Annotated in this window: 16 protein-coding genes and 1 pseudogene; 16 read left to right on the forward strand and 1 reads right to left on the reverse strand. The window is 55.4% G+C overall.

All coding sequences use genetic code 11. From position 1 onward, the window contains the following. Positions 1 to 106: 106 nt before the first annotated feature. The 4 genes and pseudogenes from GFH31_RS12965 to GFH31_RS04420 all read left to right on the forward strand — a co-directional run. Positions 107 to 577 (forward strand): annotated as a pseudogene (locus GFH31_RS12965) (type I restriction endonuclease); the annotation flags it as partial. Further along, a complete protein-coding gene (locus tag GFH31_RS12970) occupies positions 554 to 865 on the forward strand; it encodes a LytR/AlgR family response regulator transcription factor (RefSeq protein ID WP_306345986.1) in 312 nt (103 codons plus the stop codon). The pseudogene GFH31_RS12965 and the gene GFH31_RS12970, both read left to right, overlap by 24 nt. 627 nt (positions 866 to 1492) lie before the next feature. Then, positions 1493 to 2578, forward strand: a complete 1086-nt coding sequence (locus GFH31_RS04415; RefSeq protein ID WP_172970778.1) for a mannose-1-phosphate guanylyltransferase — start codon at positions 1493 to 1495, stop codon at positions 2576 to 2578. 73 nt (positions 2579 to 2651) lie between these two features. Then, positions 2652 to 3932, forward strand: a complete 1281-nt coding sequence (locus GFH31_RS04420) for a UDP-N-acetylmuramoyl-tripeptide--D-alanyl-D-alanine ligase (protein WP_153498142.1) — start codon at positions 2652 to 2654, stop codon at positions 3930 to 3932. Positions 3933 to 4096: 164 nt separating this feature from the next. Here the strand turns inward: GFH31_RS04420 and cysS are convergent, their stop codons facing one another. Beyond that, positions 4097 to 5563, reverse strand: a complete 1467-nt coding sequence (cysS, locus tag GFH31_RS04425) for a cysteine--tRNA ligase (RefSeq protein ID WP_101573894.1) — start codon at positions 5561 to 5563, stop codon at positions 4097 to 4099. Positions 5564 to 5708: 145 nt separating this feature from the next. Here cysS and GFH31_RS04430 point away from each other — a divergent pair, with 145 nt between their 5' ends. The 12 genes from GFH31_RS04430 (at position 5709) to GFH31_RS04485 (ending at position 17964) form a co-directional block, all read left to right on the forward strand. Then, complete coding sequence (locus tag GFH31_RS04430; RefSeq protein WP_101573892.1) at positions 5709 to 8804, forward strand: DUF2723 domain-containing protein; 3096 nt, start codon at positions 5709 to 5711, stop codon at positions 8802 to 8804. A 21-nt stretch (positions 8805 to 8825) separates the two neighbouring features. Further along, a complete protein-coding gene (locus GFH31_RS04435; RefSeq protein ID WP_118458728.1) occupies positions 8826 to 9446 on the forward strand; it encodes a ribonuclease HII in 621 nt (206 codons plus the stop codon). A 555-nt stretch (positions 9447 to 10001) separates the two neighbouring features. Next, positions 10002 to 10157, forward strand: a complete 156-nt coding sequence (locus tag GFH31_RS04440; RefSeq protein WP_153498141.1) for a hypothetical protein — start codon at positions 10002 to 10004, stop codon at positions 10155 to 10157. A gap of 46 nt (positions 10158 to 10203) precedes the next feature. Then, positions 10204 to 10977, forward strand: coding sequence for a hypothetical protein (locus GFH31_RS04445; RefSeq protein ID WP_153498140.1), 774 nt, complete (start codon positions 10204 to 10206; stop codon positions 10975 to 10977). Between the two features lie 55 nt (positions 10978 to 11032). Then, positions 11033 to 11464 carry a hypothetical protein gene (locus tag GFH31_RS04450; RefSeq protein ID WP_055205245.1) on the forward strand — a complete coding sequence of 144 codons (432 nt, stop codon included), beginning with the start codon at positions 11033 to 11035 and terminating at the stop codon, positions 11462 to 11464. Next, entirely contained in the window at positions 11461 to 12465 is a 1005-nt protein-coding gene (locus tag GFH31_RS04455) for a hypothetical protein (protein WP_153498139.1), read from the forward strand. The genes GFH31_RS04450 and GFH31_RS04455 overlap by 4 nt, the downstream gene beginning before the upstream one ends. 3 nt (positions 12466 to 12468) lie before the next feature. After that, entirely contained in the window at positions 12469 to 14841 is a 2373-nt protein-coding gene (locus GFH31_RS04460) for a hypothetical protein (protein ID WP_153498138.1), read from the forward strand. A gap of 3 nt (positions 14842 to 14844) precedes the next feature. After that, complete coding sequence (locus GFH31_RS04465; protein WP_153498137.1) at positions 14845 to 15453, forward strand: hypothetical protein; 609 nt, start codon at positions 14845 to 14847, stop codon at positions 15451 to 15453. Positions 15454 to 15472: 19 nt separating this feature from the next. Further along, complete coding sequence (locus GFH31_RS04470) at positions 15473 to 15739, forward strand: hypothetical protein (protein WP_118655771.1); 267 nt, start codon at positions 15473 to 15475, stop codon at positions 15737 to 15739. An 83-nt stretch (positions 15740 to 15822) separates the two neighbouring features. Beyond that, positions 15823 to 16089, forward strand: coding sequence for a hypothetical protein (locus tag GFH31_RS04475; RefSeq protein ID WP_153498136.1), 267 nt, complete (start codon positions 15823 to 15825; stop codon positions 16087 to 16089). A 70-nt stretch (positions 16090 to 16159) separates the two neighbouring features. Next, entirely contained in the window at positions 16160 to 17404 is a 1245-nt protein-coding gene (locus GFH31_RS04480) for a hypothetical protein (RefSeq protein WP_101573877.1), read from the forward strand. Positions 17405 to 17427: 23 nt separating this feature from the next. After that, on the forward strand, positions 17428 to 17964 hold the full coding sequence (locus GFH31_RS04485; RefSeq protein WP_055205238.1) for a hypothetical protein: 537 nt from the start codon (positions 17428 to 17430) through the stop codon (positions 17962 to 17964). The last annotated feature ends 44 nt before the right edge of the window (positions 17965 to 18008 follow it).

Consider the following 18008-nt stretch of genomic DNA (forward strand, 5'->3'; position numbering starts at 1 on the left):
ATAATCCGATACTGCTCTTTCTTATACTTTAAAAATCGTAAAAACCCGAATTAATCGCTATAAGTTGTAACAACTTAGGTGTAATATACACACTTTTAAAACTGTTATGAATCGGGAAAAACAGATAGAAGAAAGTTTTATTCGGAAACTGACGGAGCAACTAAAATATGTCTATCGTGATGACATTCACGATAGGGCCTCTCTTGAAGCAAATTTCAGGCAGAAATTCGAGACGCTGAACAAAGTAAAATTATCCGATTCCGAATTTGATCGGTTGCTGGAGGAGGTTATCAATCCCGATGTTTTCGTATCGTCGAAAAGGTTACGCGAGCGAAATACATTTACCCGTGAGGACGGAACGCCATTGCAATACACACTGGTCAATATAAAAGATTGGTGTAAGAACGACTATGAAGTAATCAATCAATTACGGATGAATACCGATAACAGCTACCATCGTTACGATGTTATTCTGCTTATCAACGGTATTCCGGTTGTTCAGATCGAACTGAAAACCTATGATGTCAGTCCGCGGCGAGCCATGCAGCAAATCGTGCTGAAATCGGAATACAAGAACGTAACCATTCCCATCAACATCATATTATACATAGAGTCCGTGGACAACTACGTCAAGGTGCATCTTGCCGACGACTCATCGGTGTTCTCCAAGATTCCCCTGCGTGGCATGGAGGAACAGCTTCCTCCGGGAGAGTTCGTCCGCATCCACCGCTCCTTCGTGGTGGCACGCAACCGCATCGCCCGTTTCACGCACTCGGAAGTGACGCTGTCGAAGACGGGCAAGATCTTGCCCGTGGGGAAGAAGTATGCGGAGGAAGTGATGGCGATGCTGGGCGGGAATGGGTAACGAAGCAAGCAGAGCATTACGTAACGTCTCTCCCAATCTCTTCCTATATTGTGCGGGGGAAATGCCCGCCTGCGACTTAAAGAACTTGCCGAAAACGTCAACATTCCGTTTTTCGGATTTTTATTGTTACTATTACAGACATGGAAGCGTTATTTGAAAAAAGCAATATTGAGAAACCCGATGAAGTCTGCAAGTTGGTAAATCGTAACCCAATAATAGAGATTTTCACTGTAAATCACTATCTATCAATGGCTAATTTGTTTTAGTACGTTTTTCAAATAGAACAGGACTTTGAAAGTGCTTCTTGCCATAACTCTAAAGACTTTTTGCAATGATACATGACTTAGAGTTATTCGAGGTTATGAAAAACGATGCAAGAAACGGAAACCCAATACATTAAAAACAAGGTCCGGAAAGAGATTGCGGTAACGATTTGGCAACGCAACTCCTTCCGAATTTTGTCTTTTCACGCGGTTTTAACGCTTGACTATTTTTTGTTAAATATCGTTAAACAGCAGTAATAGTGTTGTTTACACTATTTCATACTCACCCTGTTTTTTAAGGAGACCCGGTTTGGTTATCCCGATAAAATGCCGTAATATTGTATGATAAAACTGCAAAAAGCATATGAACAACAACCGATACTGCATCATCATGGCCGGAGGCGTCGGCAGCCGTTTCTGGCCGATCAGCCGCCGTTCGACACCGAAACAATTCCTCGACATCCTCGGAACCGGAAAAAGCTTCATCCGGCACACCTACGAACGGTTCGCCCGAATCATTCCGCCGGAAAATTTCCTGGTCGTGACCAACAACAGTTATAAAGAGCAGGTATTGCGGCACATTCCGGAAATCGGAGAGCGCCAGGTGCTCGGCGAACCGGTGGGACGCAACACGGCCCCGTGCATCGCCTATGCCGCCTGGAGGCTGAAAACGGTCAATCCGGATGCGACGATGATCGTGACGCCGGCAGACCACCTGATCCTCAACGAGGACGAATTCCGCCGGGCGATCGTCGAAGCGGCCGAATTCGCCGAGAACAGGCGGGCAATGATGACCATCGGCATCCGGCCGAACCGCCCGGACACCGGATACGGTTACATCCAGGTCGACAACCGCTCCGAAACGGACGGCTCGCCGATCTTCAAAGTCAAAACGTTTACCGAAAAGCCGAACCTCGAACTGGCGAGAACATTCGTCGAAAGCGGCGAATTTTTCTGGAATTCGGGCATTTTCATCTGGAAGACCGAAACGATCCTCGAAAATTTCAGCGCCTTTCTGCCCGACCTGCAACAGACGTTCGGGTCAATCGGGGCCTACTACAATACCCCGCAGGAACAGCAGCACATCGAACGCATCTACCCCGAATGCCGCAACGTTTCGATCGACTTCGGCGTGATGGAAAAGGCGCACGACGTTTACGTCCGCTGCAGCGACTTCGGATGGTCGGACATCGGAACGTGGGGATCGCTGTACCAGCATTCGCCCAAAGACGAGAAAGGGAACGTGGAAAGCCGCTTCTGTATGCTGTACGACACGGAAGGATGCATCGTCAAAACGGACACGGATAAGTTGACCGTCATCGAAGGGCTGAAGGATTACATCGTGGTCGACCACAAGGACGTCCTGATGATCTGTCCCAAAGCGAACGAACAGAACATCAAAAAATTCATCGACGACACGAAATTCAAGATCGGGGACGAATTCATTTAAAAACGACCGAAACCGGCCGGTCTTTTACGGAACGGCGGCCGGAAAACGCCGAATCTCAACCGGAAACGACTTCATGGAACTTTACGACTTATATTGCAAATTCCCGCGCATCTCGACCGATAGCAGGCAGGTCGTCGCGGGAGGAATTTTCTTTGCGCTGCACGGGGAAACGTTCGACGGCAACCGCTATGCGGCGGCGGCGGTCGGAGCGGGAGCGGCGGCGGCGGTCATAGACGACCCGGCGGTAACGGACGGAATGTCCGCGGCGGAAAAGGCGAACTATTTCGTCGTACCCGATACGCTGAAAGCATTGCAGGAACTGGCCGCACGCCACCGCCGGCAACTGGGGATTCCGATCCTCGCGATTACGGGCAGCAACGGAAAAACGACGACCAAAGAACTGATCAGCCGGACGCTGAAACGGAAATACCGCGTAGCGGTCACGCAGGGAAATTTCAACAACCACATCGGAGTGCCGCTGACGCTGCTGGCGATGGACCGTTCGGCGGAATTCGGCGTCGTGGAGATGGGTGCGAGTCATTGCGGAGAGATCGCGCTGCTGTGCTCGATCGCACAACCCGATTTCGGACTGATCACCAACATCGGCAAAGCGCACCTGGAAGGTTTCGGCGGCATCGAAGGGGTTATGCGCGGCAAAGGGGAACTGCTCGACTACCTACAGACGCACGGAGGAACGGCGTTCTATTCCAGCGAAAGCGAATGCCTCGCGCAGATGATCGGGGAACGAAAAGGATTGCAGGCGGTTCCCTACTCTACGGCGGGGATGACGGTAGTCGAAAAGGGAAACTACCTGACGGTACGGAAAGGCGCGACGGAAATCCGGACGCATCTGGTCGGGGATTACAACATCGGCAACGTGGCGGCGGCCATCGCGGTGGGCGGCCATTTCGGAGTCCCGGAACAGCAGATCGTAGCGGCTATCGAAAGCTACGAACCGGACAACAACCGGTCGCAACGGAAAGCGGGAGCGCGCAACACGCTGATTATGGACGCTTACAACGCCAATCCGTCGAGTATGCGGGCGGCGCTCGCCAATTTTGCGAAAGAACCCTCGGAACAACCCAAAGCGGTCGTGCTCGGAGACATGGGCGAGCTGGGAAAATACGCGGAAGCCGAACACGCCGGGATCGTGGAACTGTTGCAGCAACTCGGCATCGGCGAAGTCTACCTCGTGGGAAAGCTCTTTTCGGAAGCGGGACGCGGAATATACCCGGCTTTCGCGGATGCGGCGGCGCTGAACGAATACCTGCAGGAACATCCGATACACGGCCGCCTGATCCTCGTAAAAGGATCGCGCACGATGAAGCTGGAAAGCGTGGCCGAACGCCTTTAGCGAACAAGGAAAGCGCGCGGGTCGTTGAAAAATACGCAGAAGACGGGACGGTCAAACACGCGGCCGGCGTAAATCCATATAAAACGCCTGCGCCGTCCGGATAATCCGGGCGGCGCAGGCGTTTTCGGCGGGAACGACTATACCGGAAGCGTCTCTCTTCGCCCCTACTCCGCCTCCCAATCGAAACCGTCTTTGCGGTCTTTGACCTTGATGCCGATCGCGGCCAGGCCGTCGCGGATCTTATCCGACGTGGCCCAGTCTTTGGCGTTCTTGGCCTCCATCCGGATATTCAGGATCATGTCGACCACCGAAGAGAGCATCTGCGAATTATCGCCGGCCAGATCGTCGCGCAACCCCAGGATATCGAACACGAACAAATCAACGACCCGTCGCAGTTCGGCCAGATCGGCGGCGGAAATCGTCTGCTTGCCGTCGTAAATCTGATTGATCGTCCGAACGCAGTCGAACAGTTCGGAAATCACCATCGGCGAATTCAGGTCGTCGTCCATCGCCGCCGTACAACGGGCTTCAACGTCCGAAATATCGACGGAAGACGCTTCCGACGGCTTGATCTTTTTCAAAGTCGAGACGGCTTTCATCAGGCGTTCATATCCCTTTTCGGCTGCTTGCAACGCCTCGTTCGAAAAATCCAGCGTGCTGCGGTATTGCGCCTGCAGGATAAAGAAACGGATCGTCATCGGGGAGTAAGCCTGTTCGAGCAGCGGATGGGCGCCCGTAGTCAACTGCTCAAGCGTGATGAAGTTGCCGAGCGACTTGCCCATCTTCTGTCCGTTGATCGTAATCATGTTATTGTGCATCCAGTAACGGGCCGAATCGTGACCGCAGGCGGCCGTGCTCTGCGCGATCTCGCATTCGTGATGCGGAAACATCAGATCCATACCGCCGCCATGGATATCGAACTGTTCGCCCAGGTAGCGGGTGCTCATCGCCGAACACTCCATGTGCCAGCCGGGAAAACCGTCGCTCCACGGCGAAGGCCAGCGCATGATGTGTTCCGGAGCCGCCTTTTTCCACAGCGCGAAATCGAACGGATTGCGCTTATCGCCCTGCCCGTCCAGGTCGCGCGTATTGGCCATCATGTCTTCCAGTACGCGGCCGGAGAGCTTCCCGTAACGGAACTTCCTGTTATAAGCTTCGACGTCGAAATAAACGGAGCCGTTGCTGACATAGGCGTAACCGCGATCCAGAATCGTCCGCACCATCGCGATCTGCTCGATGATATGGCCCGAAGCGCGCGGTTCGATGCTCGGCGGCAGGACGTTCAACTGACGCATCGCATCGTGATAACGGTCGGTATAGTACTGAGCCACCTCCATCGGTTCGAGCTGTTCGAGCCGGGCTTTCTTGCTGATCTTGTCCTCGCCTTCGTCGGCGTCGTTCTCAAGATGTCCCACGTCGGTGACATTGCGCACGTAACGCACCTTGTAACCGGTCGCCCGCAAGTAGCGGAACAACAGGTCGAACGTAATGGCCGGACGGGCGTGCCCCAGATGCGGATCGCCGTAGACGGTCGGGCCGCAGACATAAAGTCCCACGAACGGAGCTTTCAGCGGCACGAAGGCCTCTTTTTTGCGTGTCAGAGTATTATGGATAGACAAATTCGATTTCATGGCTGCGTTTTTTAACAACGCAAAATTAAAAACTTTCTCCGATAGTTCAGACTAAATTGCGGTTTCTTCCGTTATTTTTCTAATTTTGCAGGGATTATACGTTTTCCCGAAAAACGGCATTGAAAAAATAACCGACAGAAATCTGATGAACAATTCCTTTAAAAAAATCAATGTGATCGGAGGCTGGTTCTGCTTCGTCTTCGCGTCGATGGTCTACCTGCTGACCATGGAGCCGACGGCCAGTTTCTGGGATTGCAGCGAATTCATCGCAACCTCGTACAAACTCGAAGTGGGACACCCTCCCGGAGCGCCGCTGTTCATGATGATATCGCGCTTCTTCACGATGTTCGCCGGGCCGCAGCATGCAGCCCTGATGGTTAATGCGATGTCGGCGCTGGCCAGCGGAGCCACGATCATGTTCCTTTTCTGGAGCATCACGCACCTGGCCCGCCGGGCGATGCGTAAAAGAGAAAACGAACTGTCGATGCCGCAGACGATCGCCGTGATCGGCGCCGGACTGGTCGGCAGCATTGCCTATACGTTCACCGACACGTTCTGGTTTTCGGCCGTCGAGGGCGAAGTGTACGCGCTGTCGTCGTTCTTTACGGCGATCGTATTCTGGGCGATCCTGAAATGGGAAAACGTCGCCGACGAACCGCATGCGAACCGCTGGCTGATCCTGATCGCCTACCTTACCGGGCTGGCTATCGGCGTACACCTGCTGAACCTACTGATCATTCCGCCGATCGTACTGATCTACTATTTCCGCAAATACAGCGTGACCAAATGGGGAGTCGTCAAGGCGCTGCTGGTTTCCGCCGCGATCCTCGTGGCGGCCATGTTCATCATCATTCCCGGAACGATCCAACTGGGCGCACTGTTCGACAGGCTGTTCGTCAACACGTTCGGTCTGCCGTTCAACAGCGGAATCACGGTCTACGCTTTCGCGCTGTTCGCCGCGCTGGCATGGGGCGTTTATCTTACGCATAAAAAAGGAAAGGTGCTGGCCAACACGATTCTGTTGTGCGTGACCGTAGTGATCCTCGGATACAGTTCGTACGCTTCGGTCGTGATCCGGTCGGCGGCGAACCCGCCGATGAACAGCAACGCGCCGAACAACCCCTACGGGCTGCTGTCGCTGTTGAACCGCGACCAGTACGGCGCAAGACCGCTGGTCAAAGGTCCCTACTATTCGTCGCCTCCGATAGCTTACAAAGAAAAAACGGCCTATTACAAGGGAGACAGCGGGAAATACGAATCGGCGCAGACGTTGGGCGGATACGAATACGATCCGCAGTTCGAATTCTTCTTTCCGCGCATGTACTCGGAAAAACCGTCCGACATCAAGGCTTACCAGAACTGGGTGCAGATCAAAGGACGTCAAATCCCGTTCGGCGATGAAACGATTACCGTGCCTACGTTCGCAGAGAACCTGAAATTCTTTTTCGCCTATCAGATGAACTTCATGTACTGGCGGTACTTCCTGTGGAATTTCGTAGGACGCCAGAGCGACATCCAGTCGACCGGCGAAATTACGGACGGCAACTGGCTCTCCGGGATCAACGCCGTCGACGAACTGTTCCTCGGCCCGCAGGACCACCTGCCGAGCGAGAAAGCGGCAAACAAAGGACGAAATACCTACTATTTTCTACCGTTCATCCTCGGTATCATCGGGCTGATCTACCAATTGAACCGAGACGGCAGAAACTTTACGGTCGTCATGGCCTTCTTCATCATGACGGGCGTGGCGATCGCCGTCTACCTGAATTCGCCGCCGGCCGAGCCGAGGGAACGGGACTACGTTTTCGCGGGATCGTTCTACGCGTTCTGCATGTGGATCGGATTCGGCGTACCGGCCCTGTACGAAGCGTTCAAACGCTGGTTCAAGAGAGATCACGTCTACACGGCCGTAGCGGCAACGCTGATCGGCGCGATCGTACCGGCCCTGCTGGGCGCTAAAAACTGGGACGACCACGACCGCGCCGGGCGTTTCGTAGCCCGCGACTTCGGGATGAATTACCTGAAATCGGCCCTGCCCAACGCGATCATCATGAACTACGGAGACAACGACACCTTCCCGCTGTGGTACGCACAGGAAGTCGAAGGGGTGCGCACCGACGTCCGCGTGATGAACATGAGCTACCTGGGCGCCGACTGGTACATAGACCAGATGAAATTGAAGAGCAACGACTCCGATCCCGTGCCGTTCACCCTGCCGCGCGACAAATACACCTACCGGAACGATTACCTGCCGATCAAAGAACGATTCAAATCGGCCACCGCGAAACAGGTGATCGACGAATGGATCAGGCTCGACGATCCGGTCACCAAAGTGACCACGCCGTTCGGAACGGAAGGGGACTACATTCCGACGCGGAAAATCGCGATCCCGGTCAATAAGGAGAACGCGATCGCCAGCGGCATCGTTAAACCGGAAGACGCGCACCTGATGGTCGACACGATCTACCTGACCCTGAAAGGCAGCATCGTCACGCGCGACCAGCTGATGCTGATCGATCTGCTGGCGCACTTCGACTGGAAACGGCCGATCTATTTCACGCAAGCCATTTCGCCCGGAGAACTCGGACTGAGAGATTACCTGCAGGTCGACGGATTCGTGTACCGGCTGGTGCCGATCGCAACCAAAGGGGACTATCTCAACATCGGACGGGTCGATGCGGATTACTTGTACGACAAGCTGATGAACGAATTCTCCTACGGAAACATCGACGATCCGAAGGTCTATGCCGATTATACGGTACATAACAATTTCTACTCGACGCAGGCGCGGACGCTGTACGCCCGGCTGGCGAAGGCCCTGCTGGAAAAGGGCGACACGACGCGGGCGATCGAAGTGCTGGATACCGGCATCCGGAAGATCCCGTTCAGCCAGATCCGGCACAACTACATGTCGACCGTTCCGATCATCGAGGCCTATTATATGGCCGGAGCTTTCGACAAGGGAAACGAGGTGCTGGAAGAATATGCGAAAAACCTGGAGGAAAACATTACCTATTACCTGCGCTTTACAGGGAAATACAAAGACCTGACTCTACGGGACGTGAAGGAAAACGCAGAATACCTCTACGACCTTTATCAGATCGCGGGCATGTTCGGACAGACCGGGCAAGCCCGGCAGATCGAACAGTACCTCATCGACAAAGGAATCGTGGAAGATAAAAAGCAGGAAACGCCAACCGTTACGCCCATCGACACGGACAACGGGACGCTACTCCAATAAACCTACCGACCGCCGAGGGAGATGCTGAAAACCTGCTCACAGCACGAACTGGTCGAGGCCGGTTGCGACGAAGCCGGGCGGGGGCCGCTGGCAGGACCGGTGGCCGCCGCCGCGGTTATCCTGCCGCCGGAATGGAACCATCCGCTGCTGAACGACTCGAAACAGATGAGCGAGAAAAACCGCTACTTGTTACGGGACGTTATCGAACGGGAAGCCGTAGCCTGGGCCGTAGAGATGGTTTTTCCGGAAGAAATCGACCGGATCAACATCCTGAACGCTTCGTTCGCGGCGATGTCCCGCGCCGTCGAACGACTATCGGTGAAACCACAGTTGCTGCTGATCGACGGAAACCGGTTCCGGACAACGCTGGATATTCCGTACCGCTGCATCGTCAAAGGCGACGCGACGTATGCGTCCATCGCTGCGGCCTCGGTGCTGGCCAAAACCTACCGCGACGACTACATGATGCGGATCGCCGAGGAATATCCGGTATACAACTGGCAGAAAAACAAAGGATATCCGACCCGGGAACACAGGGAAGCGGTCATGCGATACGGTCTGTCGCCATACCACCGCATGTCGTTCAACCACGAATTCGAACAGTTGCGACTGTTCGAGCGACCGGCCGAAAACCAAAAATGAACAACGATAAAATGTGAAACGACTATCGAAAGATTCAAAAATTGATCTTTTTGCCGATTTTTTTATTTCAATAATTAATTTCTTCACACAGAATAAAAGCAACTGGTTAAACGCATCTTACATATCAAATAAAAAACCGGAGCCTCTCTAAAATTCCTGTTTTTTTGAAAAAAACGCCGTCTCTCTCTTGACAAAGGGGGAGGCGGCGTTCTATATTTGTACAGCGACGGCCCGGACCGGGCACTTTTCCGAACGGAAACGGCAAACGCGCCGGTCGGAGGAACGGAGAACGAAACGCCGCTCGCTTATTCCATATTCTATCGAATTATTTATTAACATTTCGGGGAGTTATCGATTGCAATTCGGGACATTTCGTTTCAGGTTATGAACACTCTTCACCGGTTCTGTCCCGCACAGTCTGTCGATAACCCGAATCAAAACCATCAGAAACCCATGTCGCAAGCAGTCCGAACAACCGGATCGGAAGCCGGAATCAGCCAACCGATCGAATCGCAACCTATTAAAAACAAAACCGATACAGATTCATATCGACTGATGACCGAAGCAATCGACTCTATCCGGCAGGCGGAAGAAGCCGTCGAACGGCTGGCCCGTTTCCGGCTGCAACAGAAAATGTCGAACAACCGTGCAAAAAGCGTTGTCCGGGAGTTGAAAGAGCTGGAAAAAGTGCTGTCGTTGTATATCAGCTAACCGTCTATTAACAGATTATACACACTAAAAACGGAGTTATCGACACATGACCACCGTAACGATCGACAATCGGAGCTATCCGTGCCCTTCCGCATGGAACGAAATCGGCTGGGAACAGTTTTTTACGCTGGCGGAATATGCCGGGCAGACGGTCGGCACTTCTGCAACGGAACGGAAAGCGGAGCGGGTACTGGAGCGCATTTGCGGAGTGGATCCGGGAACCGTTCGGAAGATCGACGGCCGGCAGCGAAAACAGTTCGCCGACTGCCTGGGCGAACGTTTTTTCGGGTTTCCGCCGCCATTTCCGGAAAATCCGGATGGAAACGGCAGTACGGACGGTTTCGATTGGAACGGAATACGGATGCTGTTTCCCGCTCCGGCAGTCGATCCCGACGGCAGCGTCGTACCGCTGGCGCATACGACGGCCGTCGAACTGTGCGAAGCGACCGACCTGTACCTGTGCGACAAATGGCGGTACGCCCCGCTCGTCGTCGCGATACTCTGCCGTCCCGAAGGTGAACCCTACCGGGAACAGACATGCCGGCATCGGGCCTGGAGCATGAAAAAACTGCCGATGGACATCGTTCTGCGCCTTTACGACATGCTCCGGCAAGCACACCGCTACCTGAAACGCAATTACCCGCTCTGCTACGAAACTCCCCGGACGAACGGGGAAAAGACCGGACGCGAAGGACCGACCTGGAACGAGCTGCTGCTGTGGGCGGGACATTTCCGGATCGACGAGATCGAGCCGGTACGCCGAATGAATTGCCACGATTTTATGGATCTCGTGCAGAGCCGCATTAAAATGAACGGATAAACGGCTCTTTTCCGGACGATTTCGATGAAAAAACATCCTGTAAAACAAACTCAAAATGCCCAGAAATCAACTTTCGGCCCTGATCCGAAAAACCGCCGAGAAACTCGGCTATCACTTTTACGAAGGCTTCGAGTACCGCATGAACGAATGCGCGCTGAAATTTCCGGCCGTATGGCTGTCGCCGCCGAAAACGAGCCGTGTCGAAGGAAGGCGGGAACGGAAGATTACCTACCGCGTCGTACTGCAGCTGATGCAGTGCAACCGCAAATTCGACGAATCCGCAAAAAATAGGGTATGGGACGGGCTGGAACGGGACGCCCTACGGCTCACCGACCGGCTGACCCCGCAGCAAAACGTCTTTTGCACGGAAAACATCTCGATGGCTCCGGCCGAATTCACGCTGACCCGACAGGGAGAACTATCGCTGCGGGTGGAATTCGATGTCCGCACGGACGATTGTCAAACCTCAACCGACGAATCCCTATGAAAATCACCAAAATCCCCGCGCCGTACTCCCCGGCTTACCGGGACGCGCTGTTCCGGATTTCGGCAACGGCCGACGAAATCGTGGAGCTCGACATTTTCGACCACGCAGGTACCGGAATCATCGGCAGAAAAAGGCTTTACGGGTCGACCGTATACGACGTGAACGTAGCCGGCTACGCACAGGGGCAGTTCGAAGTGGCCCCGCTGCGAACCGTGCAATGCACGTTCGTCGCCCCGCCGAAACGGATCGTGAACCTGACGGTCGGATCGGGCAGCACGCGCAGCACGACCCGGCTGAACGCGGGGATACGAACGATCTATTCCTACGAAAAACTATCGGCGTCGCCGGAAACCCGGACGATCGGGCCGGAAGAGAGCGACGAAATCGCCGTCATCGCGGAAGGCGGAACGCTGAAAGCGGTCGCGGTCGTTGCGGGCACTCCGGCGACGCCGGTCACGCTGGCTACGAAAAACGATGCCGACGGGTTGCACGTATTCGGGTTGAAAATGGCGGACATGCGGGCGAAACTCAGGGCTGCCGGACTGAGAGAACCGACCGAAGGAGAAATCGTAACGGTCCGCATCCTGGACGGCGAGGACGAAGAGATGGCCTGCCAGCGGTACCGGGTAGCGCCGACCGGCGAACAGAACGTCCGAATATGCTGGTGGAACGGATACGGCCAGATCGACTACCATACGATGCGGTGCGTCCTGAGCAACGGATACGACATCCGCAAAGAGCGCGTATACACGGCCGACGGCTACCGCACGACCGGTTGTAGCCGGGAAAACAGGCTATCGCTGGCCTCCGATTTCGTCAACCGCGAAACGATGGAATGGCTGAGCGGAATCGCCGTAGCGCCCGGAGTGTGGATGGAGCAGAACTATGCGTTCGTCCCGCTGGACATCCTGACCGAAACGGTAACGACCGTGTCCGAAACGCTCTCGCAACTGCAATTGACCGTCCGCAAAAGCGCCCGGGAAATCTACCAACACCAGTAAACCATGATGAAACTGTTTATCGACGGCAAACAGGCCGATACCGACCAGACGACCGCCGTGTCGATTTCGCTCGGAATCGCCTCGATCACCAAAATCGAAACCGGAAGGACGGGATACTCGAAAACGATCCGCGTGCCGATGACCGCACGCAACCGACTGCTGTTCGGCAACCCGGAAGAGATACACGCGGCCGAGCAGTTCAACCAGCAGCCGCATACGGCACGCATCGAAGCGGACGGCTGCACGGTACTCGAAGGCTCCCCGATGATGACCCGGTGCGAAAGTACGCCGGCAGGAGAGGGATGGTACCGAATCAACATCATCGGGGCCGGCAAAGAGTGGGTGCAAAAAGCGGCGGCGGAGATGTTCAATGAAATCGGGATCGCTTTTGAACATACGATCACGGCGGACATGGTCAAACAAAGCTGGACATGGGACGAACCGGTGCGTTTTTTCCCCGTGCAGCGCGACCGGTTCGCCGTAGCATCCGACACCGTTCAGCAGGGCGTTCGGATGCTGACCTTTACGGACTACCATCCGTTCTTGAACGTACGGGCGCTGGTCGATGCGATCGCGGCCGCAGGAGGTTATACGGTCGCGTCGACGTTCATGGACAGCGCATTTTTCCGGGCGCTGTACATCAGCGGGCGCTATCCGGAAAAAGAAGTCGAACCGCTGGCCGAACGGATGGGATTCCTCGCCGGACGGTTCGCCGATGCAACGGCCGTAGCGGACCGGTTCGGCAGGGTTTACGCCGATCCGCTGACCACGATCTCGTCGGTCGGGAACATCGTCGACACGGCCGATCCGGACGACATCTCCGACGGAGTTTCCGTGGCGGGCGTCTACAACCGCAACGGCTGCTTCCGGAAAGACGGGCAGCGGGCGGCTTATTACCCGACGGAGAGCGTAGCCGTAGGATTCGAATACCGGCTCCGTTACCGTTCGGACTACCGGATCGCCAGCCGGACGGCCCTGAAATGCTTCGACCGGGTCTACCTCGACGACAACATCGAACACCGCTACCAGGTGACCAACCGCAACGAAGACCGGCGAGAAACGTATCGCGACGGATGGAGCTACCGGCTGATCGTCTTCGACCACGCCGAAGCGAACACATACCGGTTTACCCACGAACTCGCAACGGACGGAACAACCTCCATCGTGAAAACCTTTTCGTCGCGGAGCACCCTGATCGAACCGCAAACCGGACAGACGATATCCAATCCCCGGTTATGGATCCAGTCGGGCGGCACCTACCTGCCGTTCACCGGGGACTGGGCGCTGTACGACGGCTATGTCGCCGAAACCGGACAAATCGACATCGAACTGACGGTCAGAAGTTCGGCAGCGACGGCATCTCCGTCGACCCCCCGCTATTTCCACCGGTTCCATTTCGGCGGAGCGGACGAAGGCATGGAGCTGACACTCGGCCGGGAGACGACGCTCAGGCCCGTTTTCATGCCGCATCCGTGCGAAGGGACGACCATCGGATTTGCCGACGTCGCGGCGCACGAGATCCGGCAGATCGCGCTGATCAATGCATTGAAACAGTTGTTCAATCTCTATTTCTACTCCGACACGCTGACCAGGACGCTCTATGTGGAACCGCGCGAAACATTCTACCGGAACGACGTCGTCGTGGATTGGAGCGAAAAAATCGACCGCAGCCGGCCCGTCGCGATCGAAGAACCCGGCGCAGACCTGGCGCAGCGCTTCACGCTGCGTTACCAGCCAGGAGACGGCAGCGCAGCCCGGTGGGACGAGTCCCACAAAGAGATCCTGGGACGCTGGAGCGCGCCGATCCTGAACCGGTTCGCCAAAGAAGGTGAACAAATTTACAGCAACCCGATCTTCACGCCGACCCTGAACAAAACCGGCGAGTATCCCGATGCGCCGGAAGCTTCGCTCGCCCAGGTCGGCGACCGCGACCGCAGCGGTAACGCGGAAGAGAATGAAAACCTGAATTTCCCACCGAAAATCGTCCGGTACTACGGTATGACCGCGCTGGACGGACATCCGTGGGGATGGCCGTCGTACGACAGCCAGTACCCCAAAATCGCGTTCCACGATCCGCAGGGGGAACAGCCGTTCACACTCTGTTTCGAAGACCGGGACGGAGCGGACGGATTGCACCGATATTACGACAAAACGGTGGAGCTATACAACCGGGGACGGAGAATCACGCTATACCTGTATCTGAAGCCGGAGGACATCGAACCGCTGATCGTTCCGAATACGCTGTGTCACGATTTCAGAGCCCTGTTCCAGCTGACGATCGCCGGGGAAACGCTGCTATGCCGGCTCGAAGAGATCTGCGACTACAATCCCGCTGGAGGACAATCTACGAAATGCATTTTTCTAAAAAACGTATAATCCATGAACACAGAACCCTATCGAATCTTCTGGGACGACGAGCTGTGGCTCGCCCGGCGGCTGCGGGAAGCGTCGGCAGACCCGGCCGGCGAAGACCGACGGCAAACGGCATCCGGAAAAAAAGACAGCGGCATCTCGCGGATAACGGACAGAAAATCTCCGAACGGGGAAAGCCGCGTTCCGCAGCCGTTCGCCGGAACGGAAGTTCCCGGTGAAAAGCGACTCCCGGCAGCGATTTCCCGCCAAACCGATCCCGAAACGGAAACGGCTTTCAACCCCGCAGGTCCCGAAACGAAGCATTCCGGATACGGACAGGCGACGGCGGCTTACGCACCTGCGACCGAACCGTTTCCGGCAATCCAGAAACCGGTCGATCCGACCCGTCGGCAAAACGGGTCGGGATACGGATCGCAAAACGAAACGTCACCGTACCCGCAACGAAGCGGGAACGACGATGAGCGCGGTTCCTCCCGGCTGTCGGAAGAGTCGCGCCGCGCAATCCGCGAAACCGTAAACGAACGGTTGTCGGAATTGAGGGTGTACGTGCTCGAATCGGACATTACCGAAGCGCAGCAGGCCGTTAAAAGCGTCGTGGAACAAGCATCTTTCTGAAAGCCATAAATCCGAAAATATGACACGTTACGAAAAAGAACTGATCCGCATGATCGGCATGCGGTTCGGAGAGCTCGCTCCGCAACAATTGGTCGAGAAACTGACCAGAATCGGCGTGATCGACATCACGCTGTGCAAAGTACTGACGATCCGGGAATTCGTCGCCGCACTGCAAAAGAACGGGATGAAAAAGATCGACGCGATGTGGATGGCGTCCGAACAATTCGCCTGCACCTACGAATACGTGCGCAAATGCATGTACTACTATACCGACGTAAACCTGTAACGAAAAGTCGGTTTTCGTAGAAAAAATTTCCGTGACGAACCGCGTACCTTCGCAGCACCATACAAACCACCAAACAATCAACCATGACAACGATCCGAGAACAATGGAACGCCCTACTGGGCAGGCTCGGCCTCACTCCCGACACGGAGAACGGGGTGAGCGACAAACAACTGGAAACGCTGAACGAAGCGTTGGCGGGACCAGCCGACACGCCGGCCGAAGAGACGGCCGCCGGACAGACGGTAACGGCGACCCGAACGCTTCCGCACGAAGACCCATCCCCGACGGAAACGCCCCGTTCGGCCAACCAGGCGGCCTACGACAGCGATCTACGCAATTTCAGACGATAAGGCCGGACTGCGTAAAGTAATATTTACTTTATAAAAGAACACTAAAACATTTTTGTAAACTATAAAAATTATGGCAAAAATCGAAAACCCTAAAAACTACACCGGACGCGACCTCGAAACGATCTTTTTTCGGCCGATGCTGAGCGGGTCGGACGCCGTCGACCTGGGCATCAAAATCCTGTACAACACCCCCGTTCCGACGACGCTCCAATTCTGGAAACGGGCGGGGGACATCCTGCAAAAATACACGGCGAGCGGCTGGAACGGAGGAGAAAGCGCAACCAAATTTCAAAAGCAGATCCAACTGTCGAAAGTAAAGGCGGAAGTCGGATACTCGGCCGACGACTACTTCAACATGGTTTACGAAACGATTGCCGGACGCAGCGACGTCAACCTGGACGACCTGTCCGGGACGGAACTGGAAGCCGCCGAAACGTCCCTGTTCCGGGAAGCCGTCGCGGAAAGCATCCGTGCGACGATGTGGCTCGGGGACACCGAACGCAACGGGCAGTTGGCAACCTTCGACGGATTCGTCAAACGCCTGCTCGCGGACAGCGGGCCCGGTGAAAACGACGTACCCTGCTTCTACCTGCCGGAAAATTTTGCCGGCAACAGCGACACCGACGCTGCCGAAAAAGTGTTCAAGAAGCTGTGGGAAGATGCGCCGGAAGTTCTGAAAGCGTTCAAACCGCAAGGCAATCTGGTTTATCTGGTAACGTCGGATATCTATGCCAGATACGAGGAAGAACTCGATAACGTGGTACTCGAATCGGCTTATCTCGCCAAGCAAAACGGACGCGAAGCGCTCTCATACCGAGGGATACCGGTAATCGACATCCAAGTAACGCCTTACCTGAAAACGTGCGGGGACATGCCGCAGACGTTCGCGCTGCTCACCGACCGTAGAAATCTGGCGATCGCGGTCAACACGGCCGACTTCCCGGGAACCGAAATCCGGATGTGGTACAATCCCGATCAGATGGAAAACCGACAACGGGCCATCTTTATGGCCGGATGCGACTACCTGCTCCCCGAAATGGTTTCGATGGCGGTCGGAGGCATCTCCGCGACACTGTCCTCGGACGGCATCGACGCTTCGGGCGGAGCGGTCAGCATCACCGTAAAAGGATACCGCGCCGTGAACAGCCTAACGGCGCAGGGACTCGCAAACGACGACAGCCCGGTAGGAGAAGCCGTCCCGCTGACCGGGGAACAGGGCGTTTTCGGCGGAACGCTGACCGGAAGCGGTATTGTCAAAATCCGCTGCACCGTCACCTACCTCAACGGGGAGAGCGGAGAATTCATCATCCAGTAATCAACCGATAAAACAGACCGATTATGTCATTGTCAAATTACGCCCGATCCAGAAGCCGACGAAACGGAGGGATCCGCCTGATCGGACTGGTCGAACAGAGCGACGTGGCCGAAGTGACCTACGCGAGCGCGGAGAAAGGATACTCCGCGATCCGGCTCGACGAAGACTGTTATTTTTCGAAATACGAATTCCGGGAAGATGAAGCCGAATACCGGGAGACCGTTTCGGTCGTCAACGGGGCGCAGGTCGTCACCCACGAGCTGATCTTCACGCTCGATAAGATGGGCAACGACAGCTCCCCGGCGATCACCTCGATCGCCGACGCCGCACGCAACGGGCTGATCGCCCTGCTGACGACTCCGAACGGGGATTCGTTCTTGGTAGGCTACTCCGTCGAGTTCGAAAAAGAACGGCCACTGAGACTCGTTTCGGCCAACGGAACGACCGGAAAACAGCTTGCCGAAGGAACGAACGAAGTCATCACGCTGCGCAGCCAAGACGTTTCGAAAGCCAAACCGTTCTTCGGGGATATGGAAACGCTGTTCTCCGCAGCCGGATAGCAATCGAAACCAACGGGAAACGGGAGCCGGCAACGAACGCTCTC

Origin of the sequence: Alistipes sp. dk3624, assembly GCF_009557455.1 — a bacterium.
In the GTDB taxonomy this organism is placed as follows: domain Bacteria; phylum Bacteroidota; class Bacteroidia; order Bacteroidales; family Rikenellaceae; genus Alistipes_A; species Alistipes_A hominis.